The following is a 26,469-nucleotide window of genomic DNA, read 5'->3' as shown; positions in this document are numbered from 1 at the left end:
GTTTCCGCTACATCCAACGGTTGACCACGGTCCACGTGCCCGTGACCAGCATCGCCAACGCCGAAAGCCACAAGAAAACATCCCAGGTACGGTTCGGCTTCAGGCCGTCGACGCAACGGCGGTATCGAAAGAAAAGTGCCGCCCCGGCAAGCATTGGCAGCATGATTCCTTGCGCGACGCCGCTGATCAGCACCAGTTGAGCCGGCGAGGGGAACAGGACAAAGATCACCAGGCACAAGATCGGAAAGACGCCGCTGAGGATCCGGACCCAGCGGACGCGGGTGGCTTCGTCGGAATCGATCAGCCCGATCACACGCAGCGCATCGGAAAAGACCCGCGCGTGCGACGCGTTGGCCACAAAGAACGTCGAGTACAACACGGCGAAGGCGCCGAACAGAAAGATGATGGCGGCTTGTTCTGAAAAGACGGGGCGGAACATCACGGCCAGGATTCTGACCATGTCGTTCTTTTCAGGGTTCAGTCCGACCCGATGGAGGACCGAGGCGCCCAGGAGGTAAAACGCGACGGTCGCAAAGGTGTAGATCACCATCGCGCCCCAGGCATCGAAATGCATCACTCGCATCCAGCCACGGGCACGCTCCTTCCATTGTGGCGTGTCTTCCCAGGGACCGGTGAACTTGCCGTATCCCTTCTCCAGGCACCAATAGGGATACGTGATCAATTCCGCCGCCCCGACACCAATGATTCCGAACGTTGCCAACGCGGTGCCGACGGGGTTGAAGGCGCCGTTGCTTTGCGGGAGCGAAAAGACGAGGCCGGAAAACAGTTCGCGGCCTGACACCGCGAACTCGGCTTCATTCTGCAGCCAAAAAACGTTGACGACGACCAGCGCGGTGAAGGATGCCACCAGCGCGGTCGAGAAAGATTGAATCAGGTTGTAGCGGCCGATGACCAGGATCACGCTGGTGATCACCGCGATCAACGCCGACCAGATCACGGTGTCGGGGGGCAGGGCGTGGCCGTCATCCGACGCAGGGTATTGTTCGTCGTAGCTTTGCCAATGATTGATGTGTTCGGCCCGGTCCAGTTCCGCGTCAAACTCGGCTGGCGGGACGGCGATCCTCTGGTCCGGGTCTTCGGGAAGCTTGGGTTCGCCGGCGGGCTCGGGGCTCGAAGGCTCGGGGCTCGAAGGCTCGGGGCTCGAAGGCTCGGGGCTCGAAGGCTCGGGGCTGGACGGATCAGACGCTTCGGTGGATGCCTGGCGGTAACTTTCAAAGCGGTGCAGTTGTTCCGAATCGGCGGCCCGGTTGTAGCTGATCCCCTGCTGCGTCAAAGGAGCGCTGATGGCCAGCGCCTGGCCCACGCCGCCAACGATGCCGCCCAGTTGCGAGATGCTGGCCAACCACATCAGCAACCAGTACCAAACCAGCCAGTTGCCGCGGCCGCGGATCCGAGGTCCGGGCACTTCATCAAGCGCCTGCAGCGTCGTCTTCCCGCTGATGATCGCGTAGCGGCCGAACTCGATTTGCGCAAAGACTTTGATCACGCATCCCAGGATGATCAGCCACAGCAGGCTGAATCCGGCTTCGGCACCGGTCTTGGTGGTTGCGATCAATTCGCCGCTGCCGACGATCGATCCCGCGACGATCAGTCCGGGGCCGACGCACAGCAGAATCCGCAGCAGGGTGTTGGGGGGCTGGATTGGTTCTTGATTCATGCGGCAGAGTGTAGCATACCGGCTGGCGACGGATGGTCCGCTTGAAGGCGGGGAATCGGCCCCTTTGGCGACCCATTCGCGGACCGTTTCGAGGGGCAAATCGAGGTGCCGATCTGTCCGCCGGCGGTGAACGGTCAGGGTGCTCTTCAGACCGTTTTTCCCGCGGTGGGGGCTGCGACGGTTGCGTCGGTCGGTCGGCGCTGACGATAATCAACGGAACCGTGTTTTTTCCTTTGCTCGTCTTTCTATTGCATGGCTGCAGCCCAACCGCTCGATACGACCATTGGCGTTGTCACGCCCGAGAACATCGCCTTTGAGTATCAACTCGCGGGGCCGTTCCGGCGTCTGCCTGCCTACCTGATCGACCTGGCCGTTCGCTGGGGCGTGATCCTGTTGATCGGGGCGATCATTTTGATGATCGCCGGGACGTTGAGCTTTCTTTCAACGTTTTATGGCCCCTTGGCTCAGGCCTTCATCCTGGTCGCGATCTTTTTGATCAACTGGTTCTACGGAACGATTTGCGAGGCTTACTTCAACGGGCGGACCATTGGGAAATGGATGTGTGGCATTCGCGTGATTGAGGTCGACGGCCGACCGGTGTCTCCGCGGAGTGCGTTGCTGCGCAACCTGTTGCGGATCGCCGACATGGCGCCGGTCGCGGCGATCAACACCTGGGATCCCGATGTGCCACCGATCTATTTGATCCCGACCGGAATCATCGGGTTGGTGTCGATGATGATGACCGAACGGATGCAGCGACTGGGTGATTTGGCTGCCGGCACGATGGTCGTCGTTGACGAGAGGAAATGGCAGTTGCCGATTGCCAAGGTGGATGACGCCCGCGTTGCCGCGTTGGCATCCTACGTCCCGGGTGACTATCGGGTTAGCCGCAAGATGGCGAGAACGTTGGCGACCTACGTCGAGCGGCGACACTTCCTGACGCCGCAGCGGAGACGCGAGGTCGCGCGGCACTTGACCGATCCGCTGATCGAACGATTCGAGTTTCGTCACGACATCGATCCCGATCTGCTGATGTATGCCTTGTACTACCGCACCTTTCTGACGGATTCGTCTGCAGAGCCCGCGGATCTTGGCCCCTTGGCGGGGTACAGCCCCCTGGCGAAGGACGCGAACAAGCCCGGCGGGTTGGCCGATGCCGGGGTCAACGACGCCAGCGAAGCCTTTGGCGAACAACCGGCCAGCCAGGCAACGCCCACCTCGGACATTCTTTCCGAAAGTCGGCCGGGAACGGAAAACCGATCGCCCCTCTCGTCGTCCGCTGCGGCGGTGGTGGAACCGGCGGCAGCGCCGAATGTTGCTCCCAATGTGGATGGAGGGTCTGGCGGATGAACGTTGCCAAGCTTTTGGAGGATCGTCGCAAACAGTGGAACGAACTGGAGCGACTGTGCGACGCGATGGAGCTGCGCGGCCGCGCGGATTCGGCCGGCGCCGGGCACCGGGGACCGGCCGGGATCGTTCGCTTCGCGTCGCTTTATCGATCGGCTTGTGCCGACCTGGCGCTCGCGGACGCCTACCAGTTGCCGCCCAACACGGTGGCCTACCTGCACCGCCTGGTGGCCCGCGCCCACCATCAGCTGTATCGCACCCGCAGCGCCCAACCGGGGCGTTGGATCCGGATCTTGCTGGAGGAGGCACCACAGCGAATCTTTGAAGACGCCTGCGTGCGGGTCGCCGCGCTGGTTTTCTTCGGGCTCTTTGCACTGGCCATGGTGATGGGAGCCGCCGAAGACCAGTTTCCGGAATTTGCCGAGCGTGTTTGTGGGTCCAAAATGCTGGAAGCGACGTCGGAGTCGTTTGAACAACCCTTGGCGGTCAACCCGGATGAGTATTCGGCGCGGGCGGCGTTTTACATCAAGCACAACACCGGCATCGGGCTGCAGTGTTTTGCCTACGGCATCTTGCTGATTCCCTGCCTGTTCACGCTGGCTTACAACGCCGTGGTGTTGGGGGCGACGTTCGGCTACATGTCGCGCGACGGGATCGAGGGCGCCGACAACTTCTTTCAGTTCGTGACCGCCCATGGCCCCTTTGAATTGACGGCGATTGCGTTGTCGGCGGGCGCGGGTTTGCGATTGGGGATGGGGCTGTTCTACACCCGCGGGATGTCACGCGTCGATTCGATGCGCGAAGCGGGGCATCGGGCCGTGCCGATCATGGCCGCCGCCGCGGTGATGTTCGTGCTGGCCGCCTTCACCGAAGGCTTCCTGTCACCCAGTGGGGCACCCTACATTTTTAAAGTTGGCTGGGCGATCGTCTCCAGCGGACTGATCACGCTGTATTTCGTGATTCTGGGTTTTCCCCGCAGCGAATCGACCGATCACTCGGTCATCCGCACGGTGCGTTACGCAGACTTGGCGCCGTTGCCTGGAGCGCGGGGCGGAGCAGAGTCGCCGCAAAAGGTTTCCGCCACGGAGCGGGATCCAGGAAAGCGGACTTCCATGCCGGTCGGGGGCGGGTCGCGTGCAACTTGATCAAACACACGTCGCGGTTCGCGTGCGGACGTTGTCGGAGATCGGCGATTTGGCGCTCGTTTTGCTGCACCGCTATCCGACCACGCTGTTGGTCGGGTTCACATTGGGGGCCTTGCCGTGGATTGTTGCCGACGGGCTGTTGCTGTACTGGATCCCGATCACCGAGGCGCAATTCGGGTTGGACGATAGCGAAGCTTTCACGGAATTGTGTCGCTACGCCGCCTGGATGGCGTTGCTGGTTTTCTTGCAAACACCGGCGGCCGGCGTGATCACGACCATTTATCTTGGCGAAGCGGTGTTCGAGCACAAGCCGACATGGCGGAGCGCCTACCAGGTTGCCCGCAAGCAGTTCTGGCGTTGGTTTTACTGCTTAGGAGTGCGACGATTGGCGATACCCGCAATGTTGTTGGTTGCCGTGCGGATGTTCGAACCCTTCCACTCCGGTTTTGATGTCGCGGCCCCAATCGCGATCTTCTTTGCCGCGTTGCTGATCCGAGCGGGGCGACCTTTTTTACCGGAGATGATTCTGTTGGAACGCTGTCCGTTGCGCAGCAAGGATCCCCAGGAAATCACTTTGCGACGACGCGCCCGGGCATTGCACCGGCCGGTCGGAAACGACGTCGGCAGCCGCTGGTTGACGATCTCGGGAACGTTGGTGGTCATCTTTGCCGGGCTGTTCTACAGTCTGGTTTGGGCGCGGGGCGTCACGACCGGGTACTGGAATTTCGGTCTGTTCACGTGGCTGGTCTTGTACCCGCTGGCGTTGTGGACCGTCGGCGGTCTGAGCGTGATCGTCCGGATGTTGGCGTACCTGGATACCCGAATCCGGCTGGAAGGATGGGATGTGGAATTGGCGGTCCGAGCCGAAGCGATTCGGCAGTTCGGGGCGGAGTCGGAGCCAACGGGCAGAACGTCCGCCGCTGAGCCAACGTCCACCGGGGACAATCGGCTGGGCGAAACGCTGGTTGCCGGAGCGGGGGGGACGCGATGACACAGGGGCGTATTCGACATCGCTTGCACCGCACCGCGGTGCTGGTGACCGTCACGCTGTTGCTGACCGCGGCGCCGGTTCAGTCCCGGGCGCAAGATCAACCGGCGGAGGCTGGCGTTGATCTGCGTCAGTCGCTCAGCAGCGCACCCTGGTACGACGCTCAGTCGGAAACGTTGCGTCCGGTCGAAGTTCCGATCCGCCGCGACGATTCGGTGAACCGCGACAGCCGCTGGCTTCCGAAACCAAAGAAACTGGCCAAGCCGGATTCCACCAACAACACCACCACGGGGACGACGACCGGAACCGGAACGTCAGGCGGATTGTTCGGAACGACGCTGACGCTTGGGAACGTCTTCGGTTGGGTCCTCCTGCTGACAATTGTTTTGGGGACCGTCGGGGCCATCGTATTCGCGATCTCGCGTGCCGAACTGAATTGGAATGAATCGGAAAGCGGCAAGGACGCCAAGTCCGGCGGCAAAGGGTTGCCCGACGAACAAACATTGGAGCGGATCAAGCACCTGCCGCCGGAACTGCGACGCACCGATGTCAATTTGCGCACCGAGTGTGAACGATTGATGGGGCAGGGGCGATTTGACCAGGCGATCATCCTGTTGCTCGGGCACCAGTTGTTGTTGCTGGATAAACACGGCATGTTGCGTTTGAGTCGGGGGAAAACCAATGGCCGGTACGTTCGCGAAACGCGGTCGCACCACGAACAGTGTTCCGTCTGGTTGCGCCAGACCGCCGACGCGTTCGAGCAGTCGTATTTTGGAAGGCACGAGATTCCCAGCGACGTGTTTGACGAACTCTGGCACCAAAACACCCAATTGGAATCCGCGGTGCAGACGGCCGGAGGGGCGATATGATCCGGCCTGGAGAAACAGCTTCGCCCGGTGCGCCCGGCGGCGGTTCAATTTCGCGCCATGTGCTGCGGCGCGAGTGGCGATCAGTCCGCTGGATGATTTGCCTGGCGTTGTTGCTGGCGACGGGATGCAGTCGCGGCCTACCGACAACTTACGGTCCCAGTCGTGGTTACACGGCCTCGCGAAGCATCAACGGATTCGCGGCCCTGCGTGAAGGATTCATCGGGGCGGGATTCGAAGATCGCGATTTGAACCGCTTGACCACGCGTGCCCGACGCAGCTCCGTCGTCGTTTGGACGCCGTCACATCCCAGCGGCATTGGCGTGAAAACCACACGCTGGTTCGATCAATGGCTGCGGATGGGAAACAAGACGTTGATCTACGTGATTCCGGACAGCGGAAGTGAGGCGGAGTTTTATCGTCAGGCGCGCCCCGCGGCGACTCCCGCGCAACGGCTGGAGTATCGACGCAAGTATGCCGAACAACTGATCGTCGAACACCAATGGCATCTTCGCCGCACCGCACTGCCTTCCAACGGATGGTTTGATGCGGTCCCCAAAGTGCAACGTTCGGAGCTTTCCGCCGACCCGTCCGCCACGACATCCTGGACGGGAATGGAAGACGAGAACACCGGCAACGACTCGGACCTGCGGCGATTTGAATGGGTCGTGTCGGAACACGACCCGAAGAACAACCAGCCAACCGGTACCGTGATCGTTCAGCAGGCTGGTCCGGGCAGCCCGTCGTGGGATGTCGGGGCCACCTCGTCGGTCGTCCGCAGTGACGTCGCGTTCGAGCCACTGCTGAAGACCGACAGCGGGGACACGGTTGTGGCGCGGATCTCCAGTGATCAATGGCGTGATTCCCAGATTCTGGTGGTTGCCGGCGGATCGCTGCTGACCAATTTCGGCTTGGTCCGGCCGGCCAATCGGCAGCTTGCGGCGCGGCTGATTGAGGCTTCCAAACAGCCACTGATCGATGGGAACGTGATTGATCCGAACACCGGTCTGCTTGCCGATGGGAATGAACCACAGGTCGCGTTTTCTTCCGCCGTTGGTGAGATGCCGATTAGCGAGCGGCAGGATGCCATCCCCCGCGCCAGCGGCGCGGAATTATTGACCGTGTTCCCGATCAGTCTGGTGACCATTCACATCGCGATTCTGGGATTCGTGATCTGTCTGATGTTGCTGCCGATTTTCGGCCGCCCACGTCACGTGTCTCGCGGCGATCTGACTCATTTTGGTGACCACCTGGATGCCGTCGCCACGTTGATGCGGCGCAGCGGTGGGGAAAACTATGCGCGGCGGCGGGTGAGCGAATACATGCGAAGGGTTCGAGGTGAAACCAGTGGGCCCTGGGTGTTGCCGGAACCCAAGCACGTTTCGCCTGTCGCCCTCACGCGGCCCCGGCACGAGTCCGCCGAACCGTCGAAAGCGGCAGAGCCAGGACCGGAGACGTCGGTCCAGCCCGGGCCGGAACCCCGTTCCCCTGCCGTCGCCCAGTCCGACTCGGCCGTTGCGAGCGAACGCCCAGCGGAAGTACCATCCAACCCCAAGCCGAACGACCCACCCTTCCAATCCACCGAGGTTGAACGTTGACCGATCCAACACCAGCAAGCCAGCCCGCGGGACCCGCCTCGGCGGATTCCCAAGCCGTTGATGGATCGGCGCCGACGTCGTCGCCGGGGTCGGCCGCGCCGCCATCGATCTCCGAGTCGTTTCCCGCTGACGTGGTGCAGCATCGTGGAAAGAGTCCGAAATTCGAACCGGTCGAACAGCTGTACCAACGGTTGTCATCCGAAGTGGCAAAACTGTTTGTCGGCCAGGATGAACTGGTGCTGGGGACGTTGACGGCGTTGTTCTCTGGCGGCCACGTGTTGATCGAATCGGTGCCCGGGCTCGGCAAGACACTGTTCGTGCGGACCCTGGGACGGGCGCTCGGCTGTCACTTTGGTCGGATTCAGTTCACGGCCGACCTGATGCCGTCGGACATCACCGGTGCTCCCGTGTTCGACATGCAGAAAAGCGAATTTCGATTCCGCCCCGGTCCGGTGTTCACCCAGCTGCTGTTGGCCGACGAGATCAACCGGTCGCCGGCCAAAACGCACGCGGCCTTGTTGGAAATCATGCAGGAGTACCGCGTCACCATCGACGGGACCAGCCACGTCGTGCCTCAGCCGTTCTTGGTGATGGCGACGCAAAACCCGCTGGAGAGCGAAGGGACGTACAACCTTCCTGAAGCGCAGTTGGACCGTTTCATGTTCATGTTGAAAGTGGACTATCCCAGTGAGAACCAGGAGGCGGAAATCCTGCGGCTGCACAGCAAGCGGGTCGATCTGAATGAGCGTTTGCAGACGGAAGTGAAAACGATCACGGATCCGGAAACGGTCTTGAACATGATTCAGTTGTGCGGGACCGTTAACGTCGAAGACGCCTTGGTGGACTACATCAACAAGATGGTCCGCGCCACACGCAACTGGCCGGCGTTCCACATCGGTGCTTCGCCACGGGCCGGGTTGGCGCTGATGCAGTGCGCTCGGACGCTGGCCGGATTCAGCGGCCGCGACTTTGCGATCCCCGACGACGTCGTCGAAGTCGCGATTCCGGCGCTGCGGCATCGTGTGCAGTTGAGCGCCGAAGCAGAGATTGAAGGTCGCACCGTGGACGAAGAGCTGCAAGCGATGATTCGCGGCATCGAGGTACCGCGAGACTGAGCTCGCTGCCGGTGTCCCCGCGTTGGTCAAGACGCCCGCCTGTCGCGAGTCGATCGAGAAATCTTGATCAAGAAATCCTGTGCGGATGCGGCGCAAACCCCGCGGTGTGTCGAGCGGAAATGCACTGCTGTCAGGTGTTTCACGCGTTTGCCGCCGGAGCCGATCGATCCCTGATCGGTTCACGGAAACGATGCTCATTATGCCGAGCGTTGTTGCCGGGGTTTCCCTATACTTCGATTGGCTGCAGGGCGTATTGGATGCCGACCATCGCGTTGGCCCCCATGACGTCCCGCATTGGCAATTCAACTCCGGTGACCAAGCAGGGATACGACCATGAGCAATCTGATCGCGATCGTCTTTGATGATGAGCATACCGCTTTCGAAATGCGGACCGCGTTGGTGAAGATGCAGAAGGAGTATCTGATCGAAATGGAGGATGCGGTGGTGGTGACCAAGAACCAGGATGGAAAGGTCCAACTGCATCAGGCAGTCAACTTGACCGCTGCCGGTGCAATCGGAGGCGGATTTTGGGGCACGCTGATCGGGATGATCTTTCTGAATCCGCTGGTCGGAATGGCGGTCGGCGCCGGTGCCGGAGCACTGTCCGGTCTGTTCTCGGATATCGGGATCGACGACAAGGAAATGAAGTCGATGGCGGAATCGTTTGAACCGGGGAAATCAGCCCTCTTCATCCTGGTCCGCAAGGCCACCGCTGACAAAGTGCTGGACGGTCTGAAGGAGTTTGCCGGCAAAGGCAAGGTGTTCAAGACCTCGTTGTCCAAGGATGATGAGGCCAGTTTGCGCGAGGCGCTGGAGAAGGTTTCCTAACGGGAATCCGTCTTCAGGGCTCGGCCAACCGACGTTCCAATTTTCAAACCAGAGCCGAGGGCAACGCGGTGCCTTCGGCGTTTGGAACACGGGATCGCTTGGTCAGGTTGGCGATCAGATTATTTTCGGTCCAGCATCATCAGGCCGTTGTCGGCGACGTCCAGCAGCGGACGGTTGTAGCGGGATTGGGCTCCCAGGCCGCCGGGGCGGTACGTGAAACCGATGGCCAGGTTCCAGCCTTCTTCGCGGAAGCCGCCGCTGGTCGAGCCTTCGTTGGGGATCAGGTAGGTGGCCGACGTGTTCCACAACAGATTACCGTGGATCGGCAGGTCCAGATCGACACCCAGCAGGCCGTCATCGTTGTCGGTCCAGCCGATGAACGCTTCACACGAACCGCAACGGGCAAGTTGCTGCCGATAGAACAAGCGATATTGATTCATCGCTTCGATCGCAAGCGTCTCCGAAAACGTGTCGCCGTCGGCATCCACCACGTTGGTGCGCGACGTGTCATCATTGACTCCGGCGGCAAACTGCAGACCGAACACGTGGCGGTTTCGCGTCACCCAGCTGAGCTCGCCACGAAGCTGGTTCAAGTCGGCCTGGTAGTACCAGTCGTCATACAGGTAGTCGACCGCCAGGGCGTATTGCAGTCCGTAGTCGACGCGGCGGAAGAATCCGCTGGTGACAAACACTTGTTGGCGAGTGTCGTCGGTGAAGCTGGTTCCGGAGAGGTTGGCTTGGCTGAACCGAGCCCCGTATTGAAACGCCAGGTCAGTGCCGAAGAAGGCCAGCGAGCGTCCTTTGTTGAATCCCTCGTAGAATCCAAAACTGCCCGCGCCCACGCGGTTGGTTTCGTCGGTGCTGGTACTGGCATAGTTCAGCGGGCCGGTGAATCCGGCGACGCCGGCAAAGAAATCGTAGCGATTCCAGTGCACCCGCAATCGGGGGAACAGGCAATCGATCGCGCGGGCCGCCGGGCGGGCACATTGATCGCATCCACAGCTGGGGTCCATGCCGTCGCAGCCGATCGGTCCGGCGGTCAAACAGCCGATACCGTCGCAGCCCGCGGTGCCGCAAGAATCGCAGGTTGCCGCGGTCGGCCAGGAATCGATCCCGCAGGTCGCTTCGATGCCGCAAGATGCTTCGATGCCGCAACCTGGTTCCGCAAAGCCCCCGATCGGGCAGTCGCAAGCGCCTTCGCAACCGCAGGCCGGTTCCAACTGGATCGGTCCAAGCATGCTGGTCTGACGCACGCGATTTCGGACCGGGCGTTGCGAAGTGGCAAGTGATCGGACGCCCGTCAAATCAATCTGGTCTTGGGCGTAGCGCTGCGGCGCCCCGGTTGCGGGTTGGGCCCAGGCATCCGCGGACAGCAGCATGGCGGTCGCGGCAAGTGCCACCGTCAGCAACGATCCCGTCCACCGGCGCGGGACCGTTTGGTTTAGAATGCGCTGCATCCCGGTGGACCGGCGAGTCAATTCCCGCGTGGTTTGATTTCGCGACGTGCTCATGGTCCGGTTCATTCCAGTGTGAAAAATCGATTCATGTCGAGCGTCGGTCGTTCCCCCCGCGTGCGGTCGGACGCTTCCAACGGGCTTGTCTCGACGACAGCCCGCACCTCTTTCTTCGGCACCTCCAATCCTGATGATTAGAAAATCTTGCGCAATCGCTACAGCCTTCCTGATCCGTCACGTGGCAACGTTGGCTTTGTTGGGCGCATGCGGGATCTTGTCGGCCAAACCGTTGGTTGGGCAGGAACCCGCAGTTGAACAGCCGGCGGCGGAAGCTGAACCTGCCGGCGAGGCGCAGCAGGCCGCAGATGCATCCGGCGAAACGGATTCCGAATCGCCAAAGCCGGTGCAGGATCAAGCCGATCCTTCGGCGGAGCCGGTCGTGGCGGAGGTCGAGGTCCCCAGCCCGATTGACGCGGAGCAGGCCAAGGTGACGTATCCCCGAGCGGTCGCCGTGGCCGGCGAAAAGCTGTACATCGTGGACCTGGATTTGCCCGGGATCTGGTTGCGCACCCCCGACGAGTTGAAGGTCTACACCCCGGGCACCAAATTGCTTCGCAAGCCCGTCAATCGTCCCTGGGCGGTTGCCGTCCATCCCGACGATGGGATTTTGATCGGCGACTCCGCCAGTCGTGAGATCTACGCGGCCGCTGGTCCGGGCACGACGTTGAAGGCGCTGAACAATGGTTACCTGGGGATCCCGATGGCACTCGCGGTCGGCCCGGAGGGAAAAACGGTGTACGTCGGTGACGCCGAGCGGCGGGCGGTATTTCGGCTGCCGATCGACGGCGGGAAGCCTGAATTGGTGGCCCGCGTGAACGCTCGTGGGTTGTCGTTTGACGCCGATGGCAAGCTGTGGGCCATCACGCCGGATGCCGACGCGGTTCAACGAATCGACGTGGATGCGAAGACCGCCGAAGCGATCATCGTGGAACGTCCCTACCAATTTCCCAACGGCATCGTGTGGGTCGGTGACCACGGATTCGTGACTGACGGTTATGGGAAATCCATCTGGAAATTCACCGCCGATGGCCAAACGGAGAAGTGGTTTGAAGGCGAGCCGTTGGTCAATCCTGTCGGAATCACCGCCGATGACAAATTTCTGTACGTGGCCGATCCGCGAAAGGAACAGGTGTTCCGGTTTGACCGGCAGAGCAAGCAGGTCGAACCGCTGCTGTAACAAAAAACGCCCCCGTCACGGTGACGAGGGCGTTTTTTGAAAGGGCCTGATCCGGCGTGGATTCGCAAGGCATCGTGTCCGCTTGAAAGCGGGCAAGGCTCGCCTCCAATCAGTCGCGAACGATGACGCGACCGAACTTGGTGATCACCACGTCGACGCATTCGTCGCAGCACTCGAACTTGTAGGTCAGCACCTTGCGACCCAGGAATCCGGGGCGGCAGCCGACGTAGCAGGGCACCTGGCCTTCGCATTCGGCCGGGACGCAGACGGTCACCGGGTACTTGCAGCAGGTTTCCGGATCCGTCACGCAGAAGCTGACTTCGACCGGCGGCGGCGGGCACACCGGTGCAGCCGGTTCGCAGCAAGCCGCCGGCTGACAGCAAGGTTCACAGCTGGGAGCGGGCTCGCAGCAGGCAGCCGGTTGGCAGGCAGGCGCTGGCTCGCAGCAGCCCTTGGATTTTGCATGCAAACATCCTGCATCGGCCGGTGCAGCCAGGCTCAACGCGAAGACCGCGACGGCGGCCGCTTTCATGACACGTACTCCGTTCATCTCTTGTCCTTATTTTAGAAAGATGGGTGGGACGACGCCGATCCGCAACGACCGGTCAATCGTCGGAAAAGTTTTGCTGACCCTCCCAGTCGACGCAACCCGCCACCGCTGTCGGCCGGGCGGATTCCTGGCACGGTCCGCCTGGCAAGCCTTGCGGCGATCTTGAGGTCGCGACACGGGCCAGAGCCTGATGAATCTCCGTCTGGAAACGCGCGGAGCAACACCCCGTCGCCGCCGTCGCCAGACGGCTGAGCACGACCTGGTAGCTGCCGCCGCCAGCCGGCGGAGCAAAACCCCCGTCGCCGCCACTGCCAGACGGCGGTCCGTGACTCCGTGATCCGCTCACACACTCCCCGCGTCGTCGCAAGCTCCTCCGCGACCCTCCCGGAGGCAGGGTGATCGGGAACTGCACAACCTCCCGGATCGTGGGGCGTCCCGGAGTAGGGGGCGGAGATTGGGGTGGAAGTGCGGCGGCACGAAGTGCTACGACCGGGTTCGGTGAGTGATCTTTCCGTCGATCCGAGAGTCCCCGTGCCTTTCCTGTCCCGTCATCGGTTGCCCGGCCATCGGTGCAACCCCGCCGCCGGATCCGCTGGTCGGGGGTTTCGCGGTGCTTTCCCCGCCGCCGTGCCTGCGGTGTGCGTCCGCGGATCGCTCTGGCTGGCTGTGGCCGGAACGTTGGTCCTGTCCCAGGGTTGCGTGCGGCGTCGCATGACCGTGCGGACCAATCCGCCCGGCGCGCTGGTCTCGGTCGACAATCAGGTCATCGGGACGTCACCCGCCGCGTCTTCCTTCACCTACTACGGGACGCGAGAGTTTCGTATCGAGGCGGACGGCTACCGGACGGAAACGATTCGTCGGCGATTTGATCCGCCTTGGTACCAATGGCCGGGGATCGACTTCATTGCCGAAACGCTGTGGCCGGGGGAGGTCCGGGATGAGCGGATCATCGATGTTCAGCTGGTTCCGCGCACGGTGCCCGCCGCGGAGGAGGTGCTTTCTCGGGCCGACAGCCTGCGCAATCAGGCCAACGCCGGTGTGATCACCGCGCCGCGGCAGTGATGGTGGCTGCGGGACGAAGGAGTCAAACCGGGTGAGGGGGCAGCGGGCTGAATGAGCGACCCGCTCAGCTGTTCTGGCCGTGTGTCGTCTGGCCGTTGCCGGTCGTTCGCGACCAGGTCGTCGCGTGAGCTTCTCTGGTTTGCCGAGCTCCGCCGCTGGCGTCCTGCCGAGGGCGGGTACCTTGCGGTCCCGGGCGACGTCCGCGACGACGCCCCTGTTGCTCGGGAATGAATCGGGGGTCGACCGGTTGCAGCAATTTGGTGATGCAAAGCTTGTTGATGCTCAATTCGCAACCCTCGGATTCCTCCCGCAGCAAATCATGCAGCGAGCGTGGAATGCGAATGGTGATCATGCGTTCGGGTTCCGCCGAATCTGATTTCGATTGATCCTGGCTGCGGATGGCCGCCAGCATCTCGCGCAGCGTCGCGTGCTCGGGCCCGTCGATAAACTCGGCCCGTTCCTGATCGTCGGGAAACAGCTGCCGCACGACGCCTTCGACACCCAGGATCTCGCGAAAGAAGATCACCCAGCTGCCCGTCTTCGCGAACGCCTCTTCCGCCAACAGGAGGGCCTGCTTGCAGCGGTCGGCATAGTCTCCGCTGGGGTCGGGTCGGGAGAGTTCCAGGGTGGGCAGGTTGGCGGCCTGTTCCGGGCTGGGGTCGCTGGCGTATCGCAGCGGCGGATCCGCATTCGGGGCCGCCGTGTCGGTGGGCGGTTGATTTTTTTCCTTGTGCAGCGATTCGGGCATCGATTCAGAATCCTTCGCGAGCGATCGGTGAAAACGCCGTGGGACGTGCGAATGACGCCCACCGCGGGTGAATGTGCCGATCGTCGGCCCCGGTCAAACGCTGGTTCGTAAGTGTTGCTTTCAAAACGGCTTACGCTTGCATTGGCCAGCTGCATCCTTTTTGTGCAGCCCGCCCGGCAGCCGGGGGCGGCCGATCTGCACAGAAACCGGGCAGGCGATAGCTGTGCATTGCCCAGGTGTCCAGTTATTTCTTTTGCTAGAAAAACTTGTCTCGGGTGGAGTCAAAGCAGCGAATTTGCCGTCGCTGTGGCGTTGGGTGTGTCCCGGGGCGGTCGTTGGGGTCGGCCGGTCTGGCAAGCGGCATTCGATCGCCCCTTGGTTTCCGATTCGTCTCGGCGAAACCCTCCATGGATGGCGGAAAATCGTGGCCGGTTTTCCCGTGCGGGGGGTGTCGGTTTCGTGGCGGATTTGTGGCTTTCGCTCTCCCAAGGTCAAGGGTTTGCGTGGCGAAGAATTCGGGAAAAGAGTGGTCCCTGGTCCGGGGTCGGGGGACGCCCGCGGATCGCTTCCGGTGGGGGCCGCGGCCCGCGCCGGCTCGGCTTGCTCCCGGTGGGGCGGATCGGCTATAGGCAACTGGCATGATGCCCTTCGAACCGGACTCGAGATGGAATCTTCCATGGCTGGCAGGACGCCCGCGACCGCGACGACCCCTTTGACATCTTCACGCCGCCCCGCCCGGACCCGTTGGTGGGTCTCGGCCGCGGCACTCCTGGCGCTCAGCGCTGCGCCGGGGTGCTCATTGCTGACCGGGCGCAAAGGCGCGGACCCGGACGGCCAGGCGGGCGTCGCCGATCTGCTGCAGCCGCCGGAGGTGCCGGATCTGATCCGCGAAGCTGCCGCGCCGCGGGGCTTGAATCCCATCCACGTCACCGGAGTCGGGCTGGTGAACTCGCTGCCGGGAACCGGGGGGCCGGCCGATCCGTCGCCCTATCGCGACCAGCTGATCGAGGAAATGCGTCGCAACGACGTGAAGAAGCCCGAAGAAATCTTGGAAGCCAGCAGCAATTCCATCGTCCGCGTGCGGGCCACCGTCCCGCCGGGGGCCAAGCGTGGTGATCCCATTGATTTGCAAATTGACGCTCCGCCGGGAAGCAATGCCACCAATCTGCAGGGCGGTTGGTTGCTGGACACCCGGATGCGGCTGCAGCAAGTCATTCAGGGACGCGTGCGAAAAGGTGACGTTTTGGCGCTGGGGACCGGATCCGTGTTGACGCGGGCCGCCTTTCAGGGTGACGACGATCCGCGGCACAACGGCCAAGCTTTGGTGCTTGGCGGAGGCCGGGTGCAGTCGACGCGCAAACTGGGGTTTGTGATTCGACCGGAATACCAGCACGTGAAAGTTTCCAGCGACATTGCCGCGGCGATCAATCGCCGGTTTTTCTTCTTTGACGGCACCACGCGGCGCGGCGTCGCCAAAGCCGTGGAGGATGACTACGTGGAATTGGAGTTGCACCCTCGATACGAGGGCGCGTTGGGCCGCTACGTCGCCGTCGTGCGTGCCATCGGCATCAGCGAACGCAAGGCGAATGATCAAGCCCGGCTGCAAGACTTGTCCGACCGGCTGAAGGACCCGGCGTCCGCATCGGACGCGGCGTTGCAATTGGAGGCGCTCGGCGAGAGTGCCGTTCCGACCCTGGTCGCGGCGGTCCAGTCCGAGAATCCGGAGCTGCGCTTCTACGCTGCCGAGGCACTGGGCTTTTTGGGCCGACGCGAAGCCATCGCGCCGCTGGAGGATGCCATCGCCAACGAGTCCGCCTTCCGCTATCCCGCACTGACGGTGTTGGAGGGACTGGATCACCCCGGCGTGGTCGATGCTCTGACGCGGCTGTTCGATCAGCCCAGCATCGAAACCCGCTACGGGGCATTCACCACCTTGCGGCGTCGTAGCGATGCCTCCCGAGTCCTATCGCCCACCGAAATCGGGACCGCCACGCGGCTCTACCGGATCGAATCTCAGGCGCCGCCGGCCGTCGTGGTTTCCACCCGTGAGGTTCCCGAGGTGGTCATCTTTGGTGAGCCTGCTCCGGTCAAGATTGAGAAATTCCTGTTCGGTCCCGGCGGCATGATCATCAAACCGGAACAGCCCGGGAAGGTTCGGATTAGCCGCTTCCAGGTAGGCGAGAAAGACCGACGCGCCGTGGTGGATTCGACCATCCAAGGTCTGATCGAGGGAATTGTCGCAGTCGGAGGCGGATACGGCGACGTGATTGCCGTGCTTCGCAATGCGAAGTCGGAGGGGTTCATCGTCGACCAGTTCGCGATCGACCCGTTGCCCAAAGCGTTGCGAACCTACCACCGCGAAGAAGGCTCCCTGCAAGAAGACGACGACTCGGTCAGCGAATCGGAAACGGACCCCAGCGAAGAGCCTGAGTTCTTTGACAGGTTCATCGGCAGCGGCGTCTGAGCCGCATGGGCAGCGTGCCCGTCGGGGCACGGTGCCAGACGCTCGATGACCAAGCAGATTCTTTCGGGTGGCCGCGCTGTGCCAGTCCGCGAGGCGCATCGTCAAACGCCCGACCGGATCGTGAAGGGCGCGACCAGACCCGCCGGGGCTCGCCATGATCCCGGCGGTCCAATAGAGTGTCTCGCCTGTTTGGGCCCGTTTGATCCATCCCCGCCGTGGCCGTTGTTACCCTGGTCGCTGCTTCCGTGATCGCTGCTTCCGTCGGCCGGAGGCGTCGTCATGTTGCAGGTGCGGGCAACCGTTCGGCCCCGCGGAGTCGCGCCGACCGTGCTGCTTCGCCGTTCACCATCTGTTTCGCTGCAAAGTCATGATCGAATTAGGCGTCAACGTCGACCATGTGGCCACCGTCCGTCAGGCACGTCGCACCTACGAGCCCGATCCGGTGGTCGCCGCGGCATTGGCTGAGCAGGGTGGCGCCGACGGGATCACCTTTCACCTTCGCGAAGACCGCAGGCACATCCAGCAACGCGACGTGGAAGTGTTGATGCAAACGGTCACGGTGAAGACCAATCTGGAAATCGCCTGTGCACCTGAGGTGCTGCAGATTGCCTGTCGTGTCCGGCCGACGTGGGCCCTCTTGGTGCCCGAAAGCCGCCAAGAAGTCACCACCGAGGGCGGCTTGAATGTGTTGGGCGATGACGGTCGGGTCGGCGACGCGATTGATCAGTTGAAGCAACACGGGATCCTGGTCAGCCTGTTCGTGGATCCAGACGTCGACCAGGTGAAAGCGGCGGTCGACTTGGGCGCCCAGGCGGTCGAGCTGCACACCGGGCCCTATGCCTTGGCCGGACCTTCCGAGACCGACCGGGAACTGGACCGGCTGCGTGCTGCCGGGGAAGTCGCTTCGGGGGCCGGGATCCGTCTGCACGCCGGCCACGGATTGAACTACGTCAACGTGCGACCCGTGGCCAAGCTGCCCGACATGGTTGAGTTGAACATCGGCCACGCCATCGTCAGCCGAGCGGTGATGGTCGGGATGCGGGACGCCGTCGCTGAAATGCGGCGGATTCTGGACGTCTGCTGTCCCTGATTTGCCGCCACCGCTGCGGTATCACCGTCGTTTGCGGTCTTTCGGTCGTTACTGGCATAGAAAGTGCACCCTCCGACGCGGCCTGCTGGCTGCGCCAAACGAGACCCTTTGCAACCGAAGATTCGCCAGAATGACGAATCTTGATGTGAAATTCTTGATTTCCCGCGGCAAAATGTCCCGATTGCAGTTGTAGGCGGATGATAATTCATTGTTTCTTAATACAGGCAGAGGTTGCCTGGGCAGCAATGCCGGAGTGGGGAGCTCCGGAAGAAGCGACCGGATCAATCAAGTTGGGGACGGCACATGGACCTTTGGATTGCGATCGGATTCATCGTCGCAGTCTCCGGTCTCGCCTTCATTGCGGGACGGCGGTTGTCGCTGTCCGTCTATCGTGACCGACCGTTGTTGTTCGCCGAGTGCTTGATTTTCAGCTTGGTTTTCGCGTTCGGCTGGTTCGGCCGGTTGCAGTGGGCATCCGCCTTGCCCGTCTCGGCCGCGCTATGTTGGTCCAACTGGATGCCAGTCTTTCTGGCGTTCACCGCGGGTCTGGCCTGCGAAGTCCGCGCGGTCCGTGCGGTTTGGCGCTCGGCAGTCAGCGGCGTGTTGATGATCATCGGCATCGGATTTTTGGTGTTGCCGGTGATCCGCCCGGTGTTGGCCCCGATCCAGATCAGCGAAATCGCGCTGTGGAAGGATGGTGTTTGTTTGCAAAGCAACGAGGCCAGTTGTGGGCCGGCTGCCGCGGCGACGCTGCTGCGTCAGGCCGGGGTGATCGCTCCTCCGCGACACTTCGAAGCCCTGGCATCCCCGTCACCGATTTCGAAACGTCAGATGGCGGCGTCCAGCGAAGCCGCGATGGCCCGCGTGTGTTTGACCAGTGAGAAAGGGACTTCGCCGCTCGGTCTGTTCCGCGGACTTCAAATCACCTTGGCCGGTACCGGGCGGGACGCCCGGGTGGCGTCTTCCGAACCGAGTTTGTGGCAGTCGCTGGGGCAATTGCCGAACGTGGCGGTGATTCGATTCCACAACGACCAGTCCGCCGGCCCCGTTCAGCGTCTGCTGGGAACCAGCGGCGAGGGGCATGCCGTGGTGGTGCACAGCCGAACGGCCGATGGAAAGTGGAAAGTCGCCGACCCGGCGGTCGGCTGGCTGACCTGGGATGATCAGGAGTTTCGCCGGCTGTTCAGCGGCGATGCGATCTATCTGTCCCCGCGTCGACCCTGATATCCAGAGTCGACCTTGATACCCTGGGTCGACGCTCGGTCCGAATTCCGGATCGCGTTCCGACACGCGCCCGGTCGCCGATGGCGACTCGCGGTCACACCCATTCCTGTTTGGTCGGCTTGATAACGACCTCTGGCACGTTGGCCCGCGGCGGCAGATTGCAGATCGTCAGCACCACCGATGCGATGTCTTCGGGCTGCAAGATCGAGTCCTTGTGTTCCTGCGAAACCGGGGCAGGACGATTGTCCAAGATCGGTGTGTTGACTTCACCGGGGTAAACGTTGGTGATTCGCACGCCTTCATCGCGCACCTCGTTGCTGACTGCGGTACCGAGTGCCGTCATCGCGAACTTGCTGGCACAATAGACCACGCCACCCAGGGCGATCGCTCGCTTTCCCGCGACCGATGAGATGTTCACCACCAGTCCGTCGCGTCGTTTGCGCATCGCCGGCAGCACCGCATGCATGCAGCGATAGGCACCGGTCGCGTTGATTTCCAAGACGCGCTCCCAGTCTTCCGGAGCCATCTCGGCCATCGAACGCTTTTGAATGTTGATGCCGGCACTGTTGACCAGGATATCCACTTCGCCAAATTGGGTGTTCACCGCGTCAAAGAATGCGGCCACGCTCTGCTTGTCGGCGACGTCCAAGGCTTGGCAATGGATCGGAGTCTCGCTGTCGATCGACGCGGCAAACTGCTCCAGTTTCTCAAGCCGTCGACCGCCGATGGTCACCCGACAACCGGCTTCGGCCAGTGCTTTGGCAATTCCCGCACCGATGCCGGTTCCGCCTCCGGTGATGGCGACGATTTTTCCAGACAGATTGCTCACGGTGACAAAACCTCAGGTTGTTGGAGGGAAGTCAGATTGACGGGGTGGGGGAATGCGAGGTGGACGGCCGCCGATCGATGGAGTGCCACCGGTCGGTTCCGCGCCACCGGTCGGGACGCCAGGCACGACGCGGGCCAGAGACTAACACATGCGGTCGCGGTACCGAAGCGGGAGCCCCGTGTTGACTAACCCCTGTGCTGGCTGAGCAAGCACCACGTTTGGTCACCAACGCTCGACAGAGCATCGGCGCGGCGGCACCGCGACCGTTTGGCGAGTCCGCTGCATTGGGCCAGCGATCAACGACGTTTGCGATTCGACGTGACGCCGTCTGGCTAGCCGTCAGTTTCCGGTTGGCCGATGCTGGTTGCAATGATGGCCAGCGTCACCGCGTAGAGAATGTTTGCCGACAAGAATGCGACCACCGTGGCCCAAACCGCGATTAGACCCAACGCCAGTCGGCGCGTGTTCGGACGCCAGGCAAGCCAGAACCCCAGCGGCAGTACCAGCACCAACAGCAGGGTCAGCGATTCGTAGACGATCGAGTTCTCAAAAAACGTCTCACGAACGTCGATCAGTCGGTCTTGAACCGGGGCGACCAGCGCGTAGGCCCCCATCCCGTTCCACCAGATTGGGCTGGCAAGCATGGTGGCCGTGGTCATCAACGCAATCAAAGTGGCTTGGACCGCGATCAGCCGTCGCGACAACGTGGTCCGCCAACTGAGTCGTTTGCTCACCGGCAGGCGGTCCAGGGCGGGAACGCCGCTGGGGGCAATGGCCAACGCAGCCAGGGACACGCTCAGTACCGGTTCGGTGATGCCGGCCAGCAAGACGGCACGGTTGGCCCATCCGACGAACCAGATCCATAGCAACACGCATGGCAGCGAACCGGCCAGCAATGAAGACACGACGCGGGGAAGTCTTTCAAACCGGTACAGCGGATTCGCGACGGCCACCAGCACGGCCAACGCAATGCCGATCAAAAGGTAGGCTTGGTACACCCAAGCCGCCTCACTGAGTGGTGACATCGCGAACGCGGAATCCCACAGGTACAGCGGCGAGAACATCCACCGTGCCTGGTCGGTCAGTTCGGCCGTCCGGAAGAAAGTGGCCAGGTTGGAACTGGATGCCGGGGCGCCCGAGACGTACCACGTGGAGACGTCGGGCAGTGCGGAAGCGAAATAGCCTGCGGTGACCAGACACAGCGCCCGCCGCACCCAGGTCAAGTGCCAGATCGGTGAGGGGCGGAACCAGAAATCGGTCCACGGTGATGGGATGACGGTACTACTCATCAGTCGTCCGTTTCCGTTGTCGTGGTCGAGCTTGCTTTCTCGTCGCGAGGAAACGTGGTTAGGCGATCCGCTTGCACCGCGACCAGTCGGATCTCTTGATCTTCGCGGACCACGCGCGCCAGGTAAGGTGGTGCCGCCGCATCTTCCACCGCCGACGTCAACTCGGTCGGCAAGCGAACGATTCGCACGGCGTCGATCGATTCATCGGAGCGTACCAATGGCAGCAGCAAAGCCGCCGCCAGGCTGGGTTGTTCGGATCCGTTCAGCGTCGCGGCCAATGCCATCCATCGATGATATCGATCCGATGATGCGAACCCCGCGGGCCCATCCGGTTCAATCGTGCGCCACGGTGTCGTCGCATCCAGTCGGTTTGAGGTGCCGCTGAGAGTCGCGACCTGCAACCGATGCGGTTGCTCGTCGGGAGTTGCGTGAGCCAGATAAAACGGGCGTCCGTCGGCGGCAAAATGGGTCGTTCGCAGGTACGGCGAAAGCAGATCCAGCAGTTGCGAATGGGTCGAGGAGGGACCGATCAGGGCGGCGTACGAAACGAACAGGGCCGCCAAGTGAAGGACCAGCAGCGAGCCGATGACGACCCGCTTGCCCGGCCCGGGAACGTACCGGGCGTACATCCCACGCTGTCGGGAGGTACCCGACAGTGCGTCGGCGGAAAGGGCTTCGGCGTAGCGAGTTTCCGCCGAAGCCGCTTCGGAGGGGGTTGGCCGCTTGGCGGTCAGCGTTGCGACCCGTTCGCCAGACTCGACCGGTTCGCTGGACGAGTCCTTGGGTACCGAATCGTTTGCCGGGGACGCATCGCGTTTGGACGATGAACGGCGTTGCTTTCGTCGTGCCATGGGCGATCGTGTGGGGGGAGGGAGGTGCTTGCGCGCAGCGCGGGAGGTTCTCGATAGGATACCTGGGAAGATGGCGTCGCCAAGAACGCGAGGCGGATCCGGCCCAGATCCGGGCGTTTGCCGCACCGGCGACGGACCCGACGGGTCCCCGAGAGCGACTGGGGCGATTCTCCCGGGGGTCTCCGGCGATCAGTTCGACCCGGTGACGGCGAAATGGGAAAAACTTTGAAGTCGGGTCGGCCGTTGACCGAACTTTCTCAGATGGATAAAGTCATTCTCAGGTAGCAGCACCGACTTCGCCGCTGGCGATGCCTCGCAGATCGCTGCCCCTGTCACGGTGAGTGTAGCTCAGTTGGTTAGAGCACTGGATTGTGGTTCCAGATGTCGCCGGTTCGAACCCGGTCACTCACCCTTCTCGGAAAACACCGTGATTTACCGGCCGGAACGCCTCTTTGCGTTACCACCCTTTTGCCGTGCGGGCCCGTTTCAAAGTCTTGCCGACCCACGGCGGTTCCCTAGCGGAGCAAGGCCACTTCGAATCAACAACACCGTGATTTGCCGTGCAATGAGCGGCAAGGCGAGAGCGGCCGGTTGATGTGAAAAAAACGCGGCTCAGGCAACGTGGCTCTGTCCCACCAGGCTCCATCGCGACGTCGACAACGGGATGTTTGGGTCTCGCTCTCATCCAACACGCTGCCAGTTGGACCCGAAGTGCTTGTCCTATTTCTAGCTCCACCACGGCAAGTGGGTTCACCCGTTTGGAATCGTACCGTCGATTTGGATGGAGCAATTCGGCGCCAGATTTGACCGTCGGACCGAGGGGCGTGTGATTAGCGTTTGGGATCGTTGACTTGAAGTCCCAGGATCGAGACGTCATCGATCGGGCCGGTGGGCTGGCACCATTGATCGACTGCTTGGTCGAGTGATGCAATGCTGTCGTGGAGCGATTTCGTGCGGTCGCGGGTGAATACCTCTAGCATCCGTTCTTTGGAAAACGGGACCAGATCGGCGTTCATCGCCTCCGGGACGCCGTCGGAATACATCAAAAGACGGTCGCCCGGCTGCAGGGACACGACCTGTTCACTGAACTCGGCGTCCTCCATCCAGCCGATCGTCATTCCGTCGGCCTCGATCAAAACGGGTGGGCCGTCCGTGGGAAGATGCACGACCGGATCGTGCCCCGCCGAGACGAAGCGGAACTTCGTGGTTTCCAGATCGAATACGCCGTACAGCATGGTGAACGACAAGCCGTTCTGCTCTTCGATCGGAAATCGGCGATTCAGTTCTTTTGCCACCTCGGCGGGCATGATCACACGCGGTGATGCTTCACCTTTGCGTTGCCGCACCAACAGCGAGGAGGTCGAAACACGCGAAGTGAGTAGCCGACCGATCGTCACCGCGAGCAGGGATGCGGCGACGCCGTGACCGCTCACATCGACGACGTAGAAGGCAATGTGGCGACGATCCAGCTGAAGCACATTTAGAAAATCGCCCGCCAATTCGTCACACGGTCGGAACGCCCAGGCGATGCTCAGTCGATCCGTCTCGGGTAGCTCCGTTGGCAGCAGCGAACGCTGAACGCGGGCTGCCACTTCCAAGTCATTGCGCATCCTCTCGCTGGCTTCGTGAAGCCGTGCGTTGGTACGACGTAGCGCTTGTTCAGCTTCCACCCGCGCCGTCACATCCGATTGCACGCCGATGAAATGAGTTGTCTTGCCCTCGGCATTGCGGACCGGTGTGATCGAAAGGCGGTTCCAAAATTTGGATTTGTCCTTGCGGTAATTCAACAAGTCGACCGTCACCGCGCGTTCGTCTCGAATCGCTTCGCGAAGCTCAGCCACGGTCGCTTGATCCGTCTCGGCACCCTGCAAGAATCGGCAATTCTTTCCCAGCACATCGGTACGTTTGTAGCCGGTCAGCCGCTCGAAACCTTCGTTGGCGTAGATGATGGGATTGTCCGGCTGGCTGGGATCGCTGATCGTGATGCCTTCGGTGGAAGAGGCGAGCGCGCGGTTCTTCAATCCCAGTTGGTACGCGTCGCTCTCGTCATCCAGCAGTCGCGGGTGCTCAGAAAGACTTCGATCCGGGTCTTCGTATGAGTTCATCCGTTGTGGCCGGGGAGGGGGATCCAGTCGACAGGTTCCCGGAAGGCAGGACCGAAAGTCGGCTCGCGAGCACTGTCTGAAAACGGTGGCGGAGGCTGAAAACGGTGGCGGAGGACGTCGCCGTTTCGAATGTGGTGGGTCGAACGATTCGAAGCTCGTCAGTCTAGCCCATTCCGCGACGTCCGATTCGGATAAAAGCCGGTCAGGCTTTCAGGCGGAAGACGTCTCGCTGCAGACGGCGGAGCGGGATTTCCGACGGCAGCACCGCCGCCGAATGGTCGCGATCGGAAACCGGATCCGTTGCCAATTCGTCGGGGTGCAGCGCGACGCGTGTCATCAGGTCCGCCAGTCGGTTTGCGATCGATCTGGCGAATTGCGGCGGTGCCTTGGTCCTCGCTGCGACCAAGGCAGTCTCACCCCACGAAAGTCGGACGGCCGGTAACAGGTTGCGGCTTTCGCAGCGGAGGGCTTCGCGTTTGGCATTCGCTGCCTCCGGGTCGGCGTCCCAGGCAATGACCCAGTGGCGGCATCCGGCTCGGTAAGCCAACTCGGTGATCCGCAAGCTCCGCTGCAGCAGGCGATCGAACTGATCGGCCAGTCCCGGCGGGACCGCAGCGCCCACCGAAACCGTGGTCAGGACGACTTGCCCCGCGAAGGCAGGCTGATGGTCCTGCAATCCCAATTCGATGGTTGTCGGGGGCACATCGATGCGCAACCGCCGAGGGTTGTGCGGTTGAGAGCGTTGCCGGCCGGACGCCTGGTCGCGAATCGTGACCGCATTGGAATTGACCTGTTCCTTGCCACCTTCCGATCGGTCGATCAGGGCACAGCGCCAGTTTGCGAACTGTTGGGCGACTTGCCGGGCTCCGCCACCGGGCGTTTCAAAGCTGACGGCCGTTCCGGTACCGACGCGCGACTCCAGATGCAGACTGGAAAAGTGTGCCGCGGCGAGCTGGCGACTGATTCTCAATCCCAATCCGCCGACCGAGCGGGCCGGCGTCTTGCCGAGGGAGATTCGTTGCAGGTCGCTTGCCGAGATCCCCGGACCCTGATCGACCACGGACCAGCGAACAGTCGGCCGCCCCGGTTGTTGTTCGCCGCGGATCAGAATCGGTTGGCCGTCACGCGTGGCCCGGATCGCGTTACCCGCCAGATTGACCAGCAACCGCCGCAGCAGCACGGGATCGCCGAACAGTCGGAACCCACGATCGGTGGGCGCATCCCACAGCAGTTCGATTCCTCTGGGAACCATCCAGGGACGTAACGTCTGGTGAACCAGTTGCCGAATTTCTTCGACCGTGGTCCAGCGTCGACAGACGCGGGGGAATCCGCAGTCGAACTGTTCCAGCTGAACCAGTTCGTCAACCAGTTGATGGACGCAGTCGCATTGGTTGATGGCCGCGGACAAAAACTCTTTCTGCGAAGCCGACACCGGGCCAACCTGTTCGTCGCGCACCAGTCGGATGGATTCCCGGACCGTGGTCAGCGGAGAGCGGAGGTCGTGCGCGATTTCACTGATCAGTCGATCGACGGTCGCGGGCGTACCAGAACCCGTCGCCGAAGAAGGGGATGATGCTGGGGGCGAAAGCCGCTTGGATTCCGGAGAGAACGTTGCGACGTGATCTGTCCGACCATGCCGGCGCCGCTGGTCGCCCGATCCGGCAGACGGACCGAGATTGCTGTTGGGGAAAGTGGAACTCACGGCGAGGGTCTCCGAAAAAAGTCGAAACCACGCGCCGCCGCATGCCGGAGAAGGAGACGCCGATGGCGACGTATTTGCGGGGAAGCGTGTACAGGATTCTTGGATCGGAAGTCGACCGCCGCGTCACCATCCTGGCGATCAAAGCCGTCGCGGAATCCTGGTTCCTCTATCTGACCCTGCGTGCTGTGACGGTCATGATGGGTGAAAGCTTGCGAGGGCTCCGAAGCGTACCTACACTCGCTGGGTGCGGAGCAGCAGGCCCGGTATGATACGGGGCCTCTTGCCGACCCGACCTTTTC

22 protein-coding genes and 1 tRNA gene are annotated in these 26,469 nt (G+C 62.2%); 14 read left to right on the top strand and 9 right to left on the bottom strand.

Features of this window, described 5'->3' with window-relative positions:
* Positions 1 to 7: 7 nt before the first annotated feature.
* Positions 8 to 1,678: an Nramp family divalent metal transporter gene (locus tag FYK55_RS10980; RefSeq protein WP_201743682.1), complete on the bottom strand. Its 1,671-nt coding sequence runs from the start codon at positions 1,676 to 1,678 to the stop codon at positions 8 to 10.
* A 252-nt stretch (positions 1,679 to 1,930) separates the two neighbouring features.
* Between FYK55_RS10980 and FYK55_RS10975 the strand changes: the two genes are divergently transcribed.
* From FYK55_RS10975 to FYK55_RS10945, 7 genes are all read left to right on the top strand, one after another.
* On the top strand, positions 1,931 to 3,028 hold the full coding sequence (locus FYK55_RS10975) for an RDD family protein (protein ID WP_150076454.1): 1,098 nt from the start codon (positions 1,931 to 1,933) through the stop codon (positions 3,026 to 3,028).
* Entirely contained in the window at positions 3,025 to 4,170 is a 1,146-nt protein-coding gene (locus FYK55_RS10970; protein ID WP_150076453.1) for a stage II sporulation protein M, read from the top strand. The genes FYK55_RS10975 and FYK55_RS10970 overlap by 4 nt, the downstream gene beginning before the upstream one ends.
* Entirely contained in the window at positions 4,160 to 5,161 is a 1,002-nt protein-coding gene (locus FYK55_RS10965) for a hypothetical protein (RefSeq protein ID WP_150076452.1), read from the top strand. The genes FYK55_RS10970 and FYK55_RS10965 overlap by 11 nt, the downstream gene beginning before the upstream one ends.
* Positions 5,158 to 6,027 (top strand): hypothetical protein, encoded by an 870-nt coding sequence (locus FYK55_RS10960; protein ID WP_150076451.1) that lies wholly within the window; start codon positions 5,158 to 5,160, stop codon positions 6,025 to 6,027. The genes FYK55_RS10965 and FYK55_RS10960 overlap by 4 nt, the downstream gene beginning before the upstream one ends.
* Positions 6,028 to 6,119: 92 nt before the next feature.
* Entirely contained in the window at positions 6,120 to 7,622 is a 1,503-nt protein-coding gene (locus FYK55_RS10955) for a hypothetical protein (RefSeq protein WP_150076450.1), read from the top strand.
* Between the two features lie 134 nt (positions 7,623 to 7,756).
* A complete protein-coding gene (locus tag FYK55_RS10950; protein ID WP_390621725.1) occupies positions 7,757 to 8,737 on the top strand; it encodes an AAA family ATPase in 981 nt (326 codons plus the stop codon).
* 333 nt (positions 8,738 to 9,070) lie between these two features.
* Positions 9,071 to 9,565, top strand: a complete 495-nt coding sequence (locus FYK55_RS10945; protein ID WP_150076449.1) for a DUF1269 domain-containing protein — start codon at positions 9,071 to 9,073, stop codon at positions 9,563 to 9,565.
* A 119-nt stretch (positions 9,566 to 9,684) separates the two neighbouring features.
* On the opposite strand, the gene FYK55_RS10940 is transcribed toward FYK55_RS10945, so the two are convergent.
* The gene (locus FYK55_RS10940) at positions 9,685 to 11,076 is read right to left on the bottom strand and encodes a DUF6666 family protein (protein ID WP_150076448.1); all 1,392 of its coding nucleotides are present in this window, start codon (positions 11,074 to 11,076) and stop codon (positions 9,685 to 9,687) included.
* A 181-nt stretch (positions 11,077 to 11,257) separates the two neighbouring features.
* Here FYK55_RS10940 and FYK55_RS10935 point away from each other — a divergent pair, with 181 nt between their 5' ends.
* Positions 11,258 to 12,256, top strand: coding sequence for a hypothetical protein (locus FYK55_RS10935; RefSeq protein ID WP_235908600.1), 999 nt, complete (start codon positions 11,258 to 11,260; stop codon positions 12,254 to 12,256).
* A 109-nt stretch (positions 12,257 to 12,365) separates the two neighbouring features.
* On the opposite strand, the gene FYK55_RS10930 is transcribed toward FYK55_RS10935, so the two are convergent.
* Positions 12,366 to 12,806 carry a hypothetical protein gene (locus FYK55_RS10930; RefSeq protein WP_150076447.1) on the bottom strand — a complete coding sequence of 147 codons (441 nt, stop codon included), beginning with the start codon at positions 12,804 to 12,806 and terminating at the stop codon, positions 12,366 to 12,368.
* Positions 12,807 to 13,304: 498 nt separating this feature from the next.
* Between FYK55_RS10930 and FYK55_RS29675 the strand changes: the two genes are divergently transcribed.
* Positions 13,305 to 13,868: a PEGA domain-containing protein gene (locus FYK55_RS29675; protein WP_235908598.1), complete on the top strand. Its 564-nt coding sequence runs from the start codon at positions 13,305 to 13,307 to the stop codon at positions 13,866 to 13,868.
* A gap of 64 nt (positions 13,869 to 13,932) precedes the next feature.
* Here the strand turns inward: FYK55_RS29675 and FYK55_RS10920 are convergent, their stop codons facing one another.
* The gene (locus FYK55_RS10920) at positions 13,933 to 14,616 is read right to left on the bottom strand and encodes a hypothetical protein (RefSeq protein WP_150076446.1); all 684 of its coding nucleotides are present in this window, start codon (positions 14,614 to 14,616) and stop codon (positions 13,933 to 13,935) included.
* Between the two features lie 676 nt (positions 14,617 to 15,292).
* On the opposite strand from FYK55_RS10920, the gene FYK55_RS10915 reads away from it, so the two are divergent.
* From FYK55_RS10915 to FYK55_RS10905, 3 genes are all read left to right on the top strand, one after another.
* On the top strand, positions 15,293 to 17,080 hold the full coding sequence (locus FYK55_RS10915) for a flagellar basal body P-ring protein FlgI (protein ID WP_161604428.1): 1,788 nt from the start codon (positions 15,293 to 15,295) through the stop codon (positions 17,078 to 17,080).
* 367 nt (positions 17,081 to 17,447) lie between these two features.
* Positions 17,448 to 18,170: a pyridoxine 5'-phosphate synthase gene (locus tag FYK55_RS10910; RefSeq protein WP_150076444.1), complete on the top strand. Its 723-nt coding sequence runs from the start codon at positions 17,448 to 17,450 to the stop codon at positions 18,168 to 18,170.
* 303 nt (positions 18,171 to 18,473) lie between these two features.
* Positions 18,474 to 19,394, top strand: coding sequence for a hypothetical protein (locus FYK55_RS10905; RefSeq protein ID WP_150076443.1), 921 nt, complete (start codon positions 18,474 to 18,476; stop codon positions 19,392 to 19,394).
* 94 nt (positions 19,395 to 19,488) lie between these two features.
* Here the strand turns inward: FYK55_RS10905 and FYK55_RS10900 are convergent, their stop codons facing one another.
* The 3 genes from FYK55_RS10900 to FYK55_RS10890 form a co-directional block, all read right to left on the bottom strand.
* Entirely contained in the window at positions 19,489 to 20,223 is a 735-nt protein-coding gene (locus FYK55_RS10900; RefSeq protein ID WP_150076442.1) for an SDR family oxidoreductase, read from the bottom strand.
* A gap of 332 nt (positions 20,224 to 20,555) precedes the next feature.
* Positions 20,556 to 21,512, bottom strand: a complete 957-nt coding sequence (locus FYK55_RS10895; RefSeq protein WP_150076441.1) for a hypothetical protein — start codon at positions 21,510 to 21,512, stop codon at positions 20,556 to 20,558.
* A complete protein-coding gene (locus tag FYK55_RS10890) occupies positions 21,512 to 22,363 on the bottom strand; it encodes a hypothetical protein (RefSeq protein ID WP_150076440.1) in 852 nt (283 codons plus the stop codon). The genes FYK55_RS10895 and FYK55_RS10890 overlap by 1 nt, the downstream gene beginning before the upstream one ends.
* A 337-nt stretch (positions 22,364 to 22,700) precedes the next feature.
* On the opposite strand from FYK55_RS10890, the gene FYK55_RS10885 reads away from it, so the two are divergent.
* Positions 22,701 to 22,774 (top strand) — tRNA-His (locus FYK55_RS10885).
* Positions 22,775 to 23,193: 419 nt separating this feature from the next.
* Here FYK55_RS10885 and FYK55_RS10880 read toward each other — a convergent pair.
* Entirely contained in the window at positions 23,194 to 24,468 is a 1,275-nt protein-coding gene (locus FYK55_RS10880) for a SpoIIE family protein phosphatase (RefSeq protein WP_150076439.1), read from the bottom strand.
* 202 nt (positions 24,469 to 24,670) lie between these two features.
* Complete coding sequence (locus tag FYK55_RS10875) at positions 24,671 to 26,170, bottom strand: sensor histidine kinase (protein ID WP_150076438.1); 1,500 nt, start codon at positions 26,168 to 26,170, stop codon at positions 24,671 to 24,673.
* Positions 26,171 to 26,232: 62 nt separating this feature from the next.
* On the opposite strand from FYK55_RS10875, the gene FYK55_RS10870 reads away from it, so the two are divergent.
* Positions 26,233 to 26,439, top strand: a complete 207-nt coding sequence (locus FYK55_RS10870; protein ID WP_150076437.1) for a hypothetical protein — start codon at positions 26,233 to 26,235, stop codon at positions 26,437 to 26,439.
* The last annotated feature ends 30 nt before the right edge of the window (positions 26,440 to 26,469 follow it).

The sequence above is a fragment of the Roseiconus nitratireducens genome, from assembly GCF_008629675.1.
In the GTDB taxonomy this organism is placed as follows: Bacteria; Planctomycetota; Planctomycetia; order Pirellulales; family Pirellulaceae; genus Stieleria; species Stieleria nitratireducens.
This window is presented reverse-complemented; position numbering and strand designations above follow the sequence as displayed.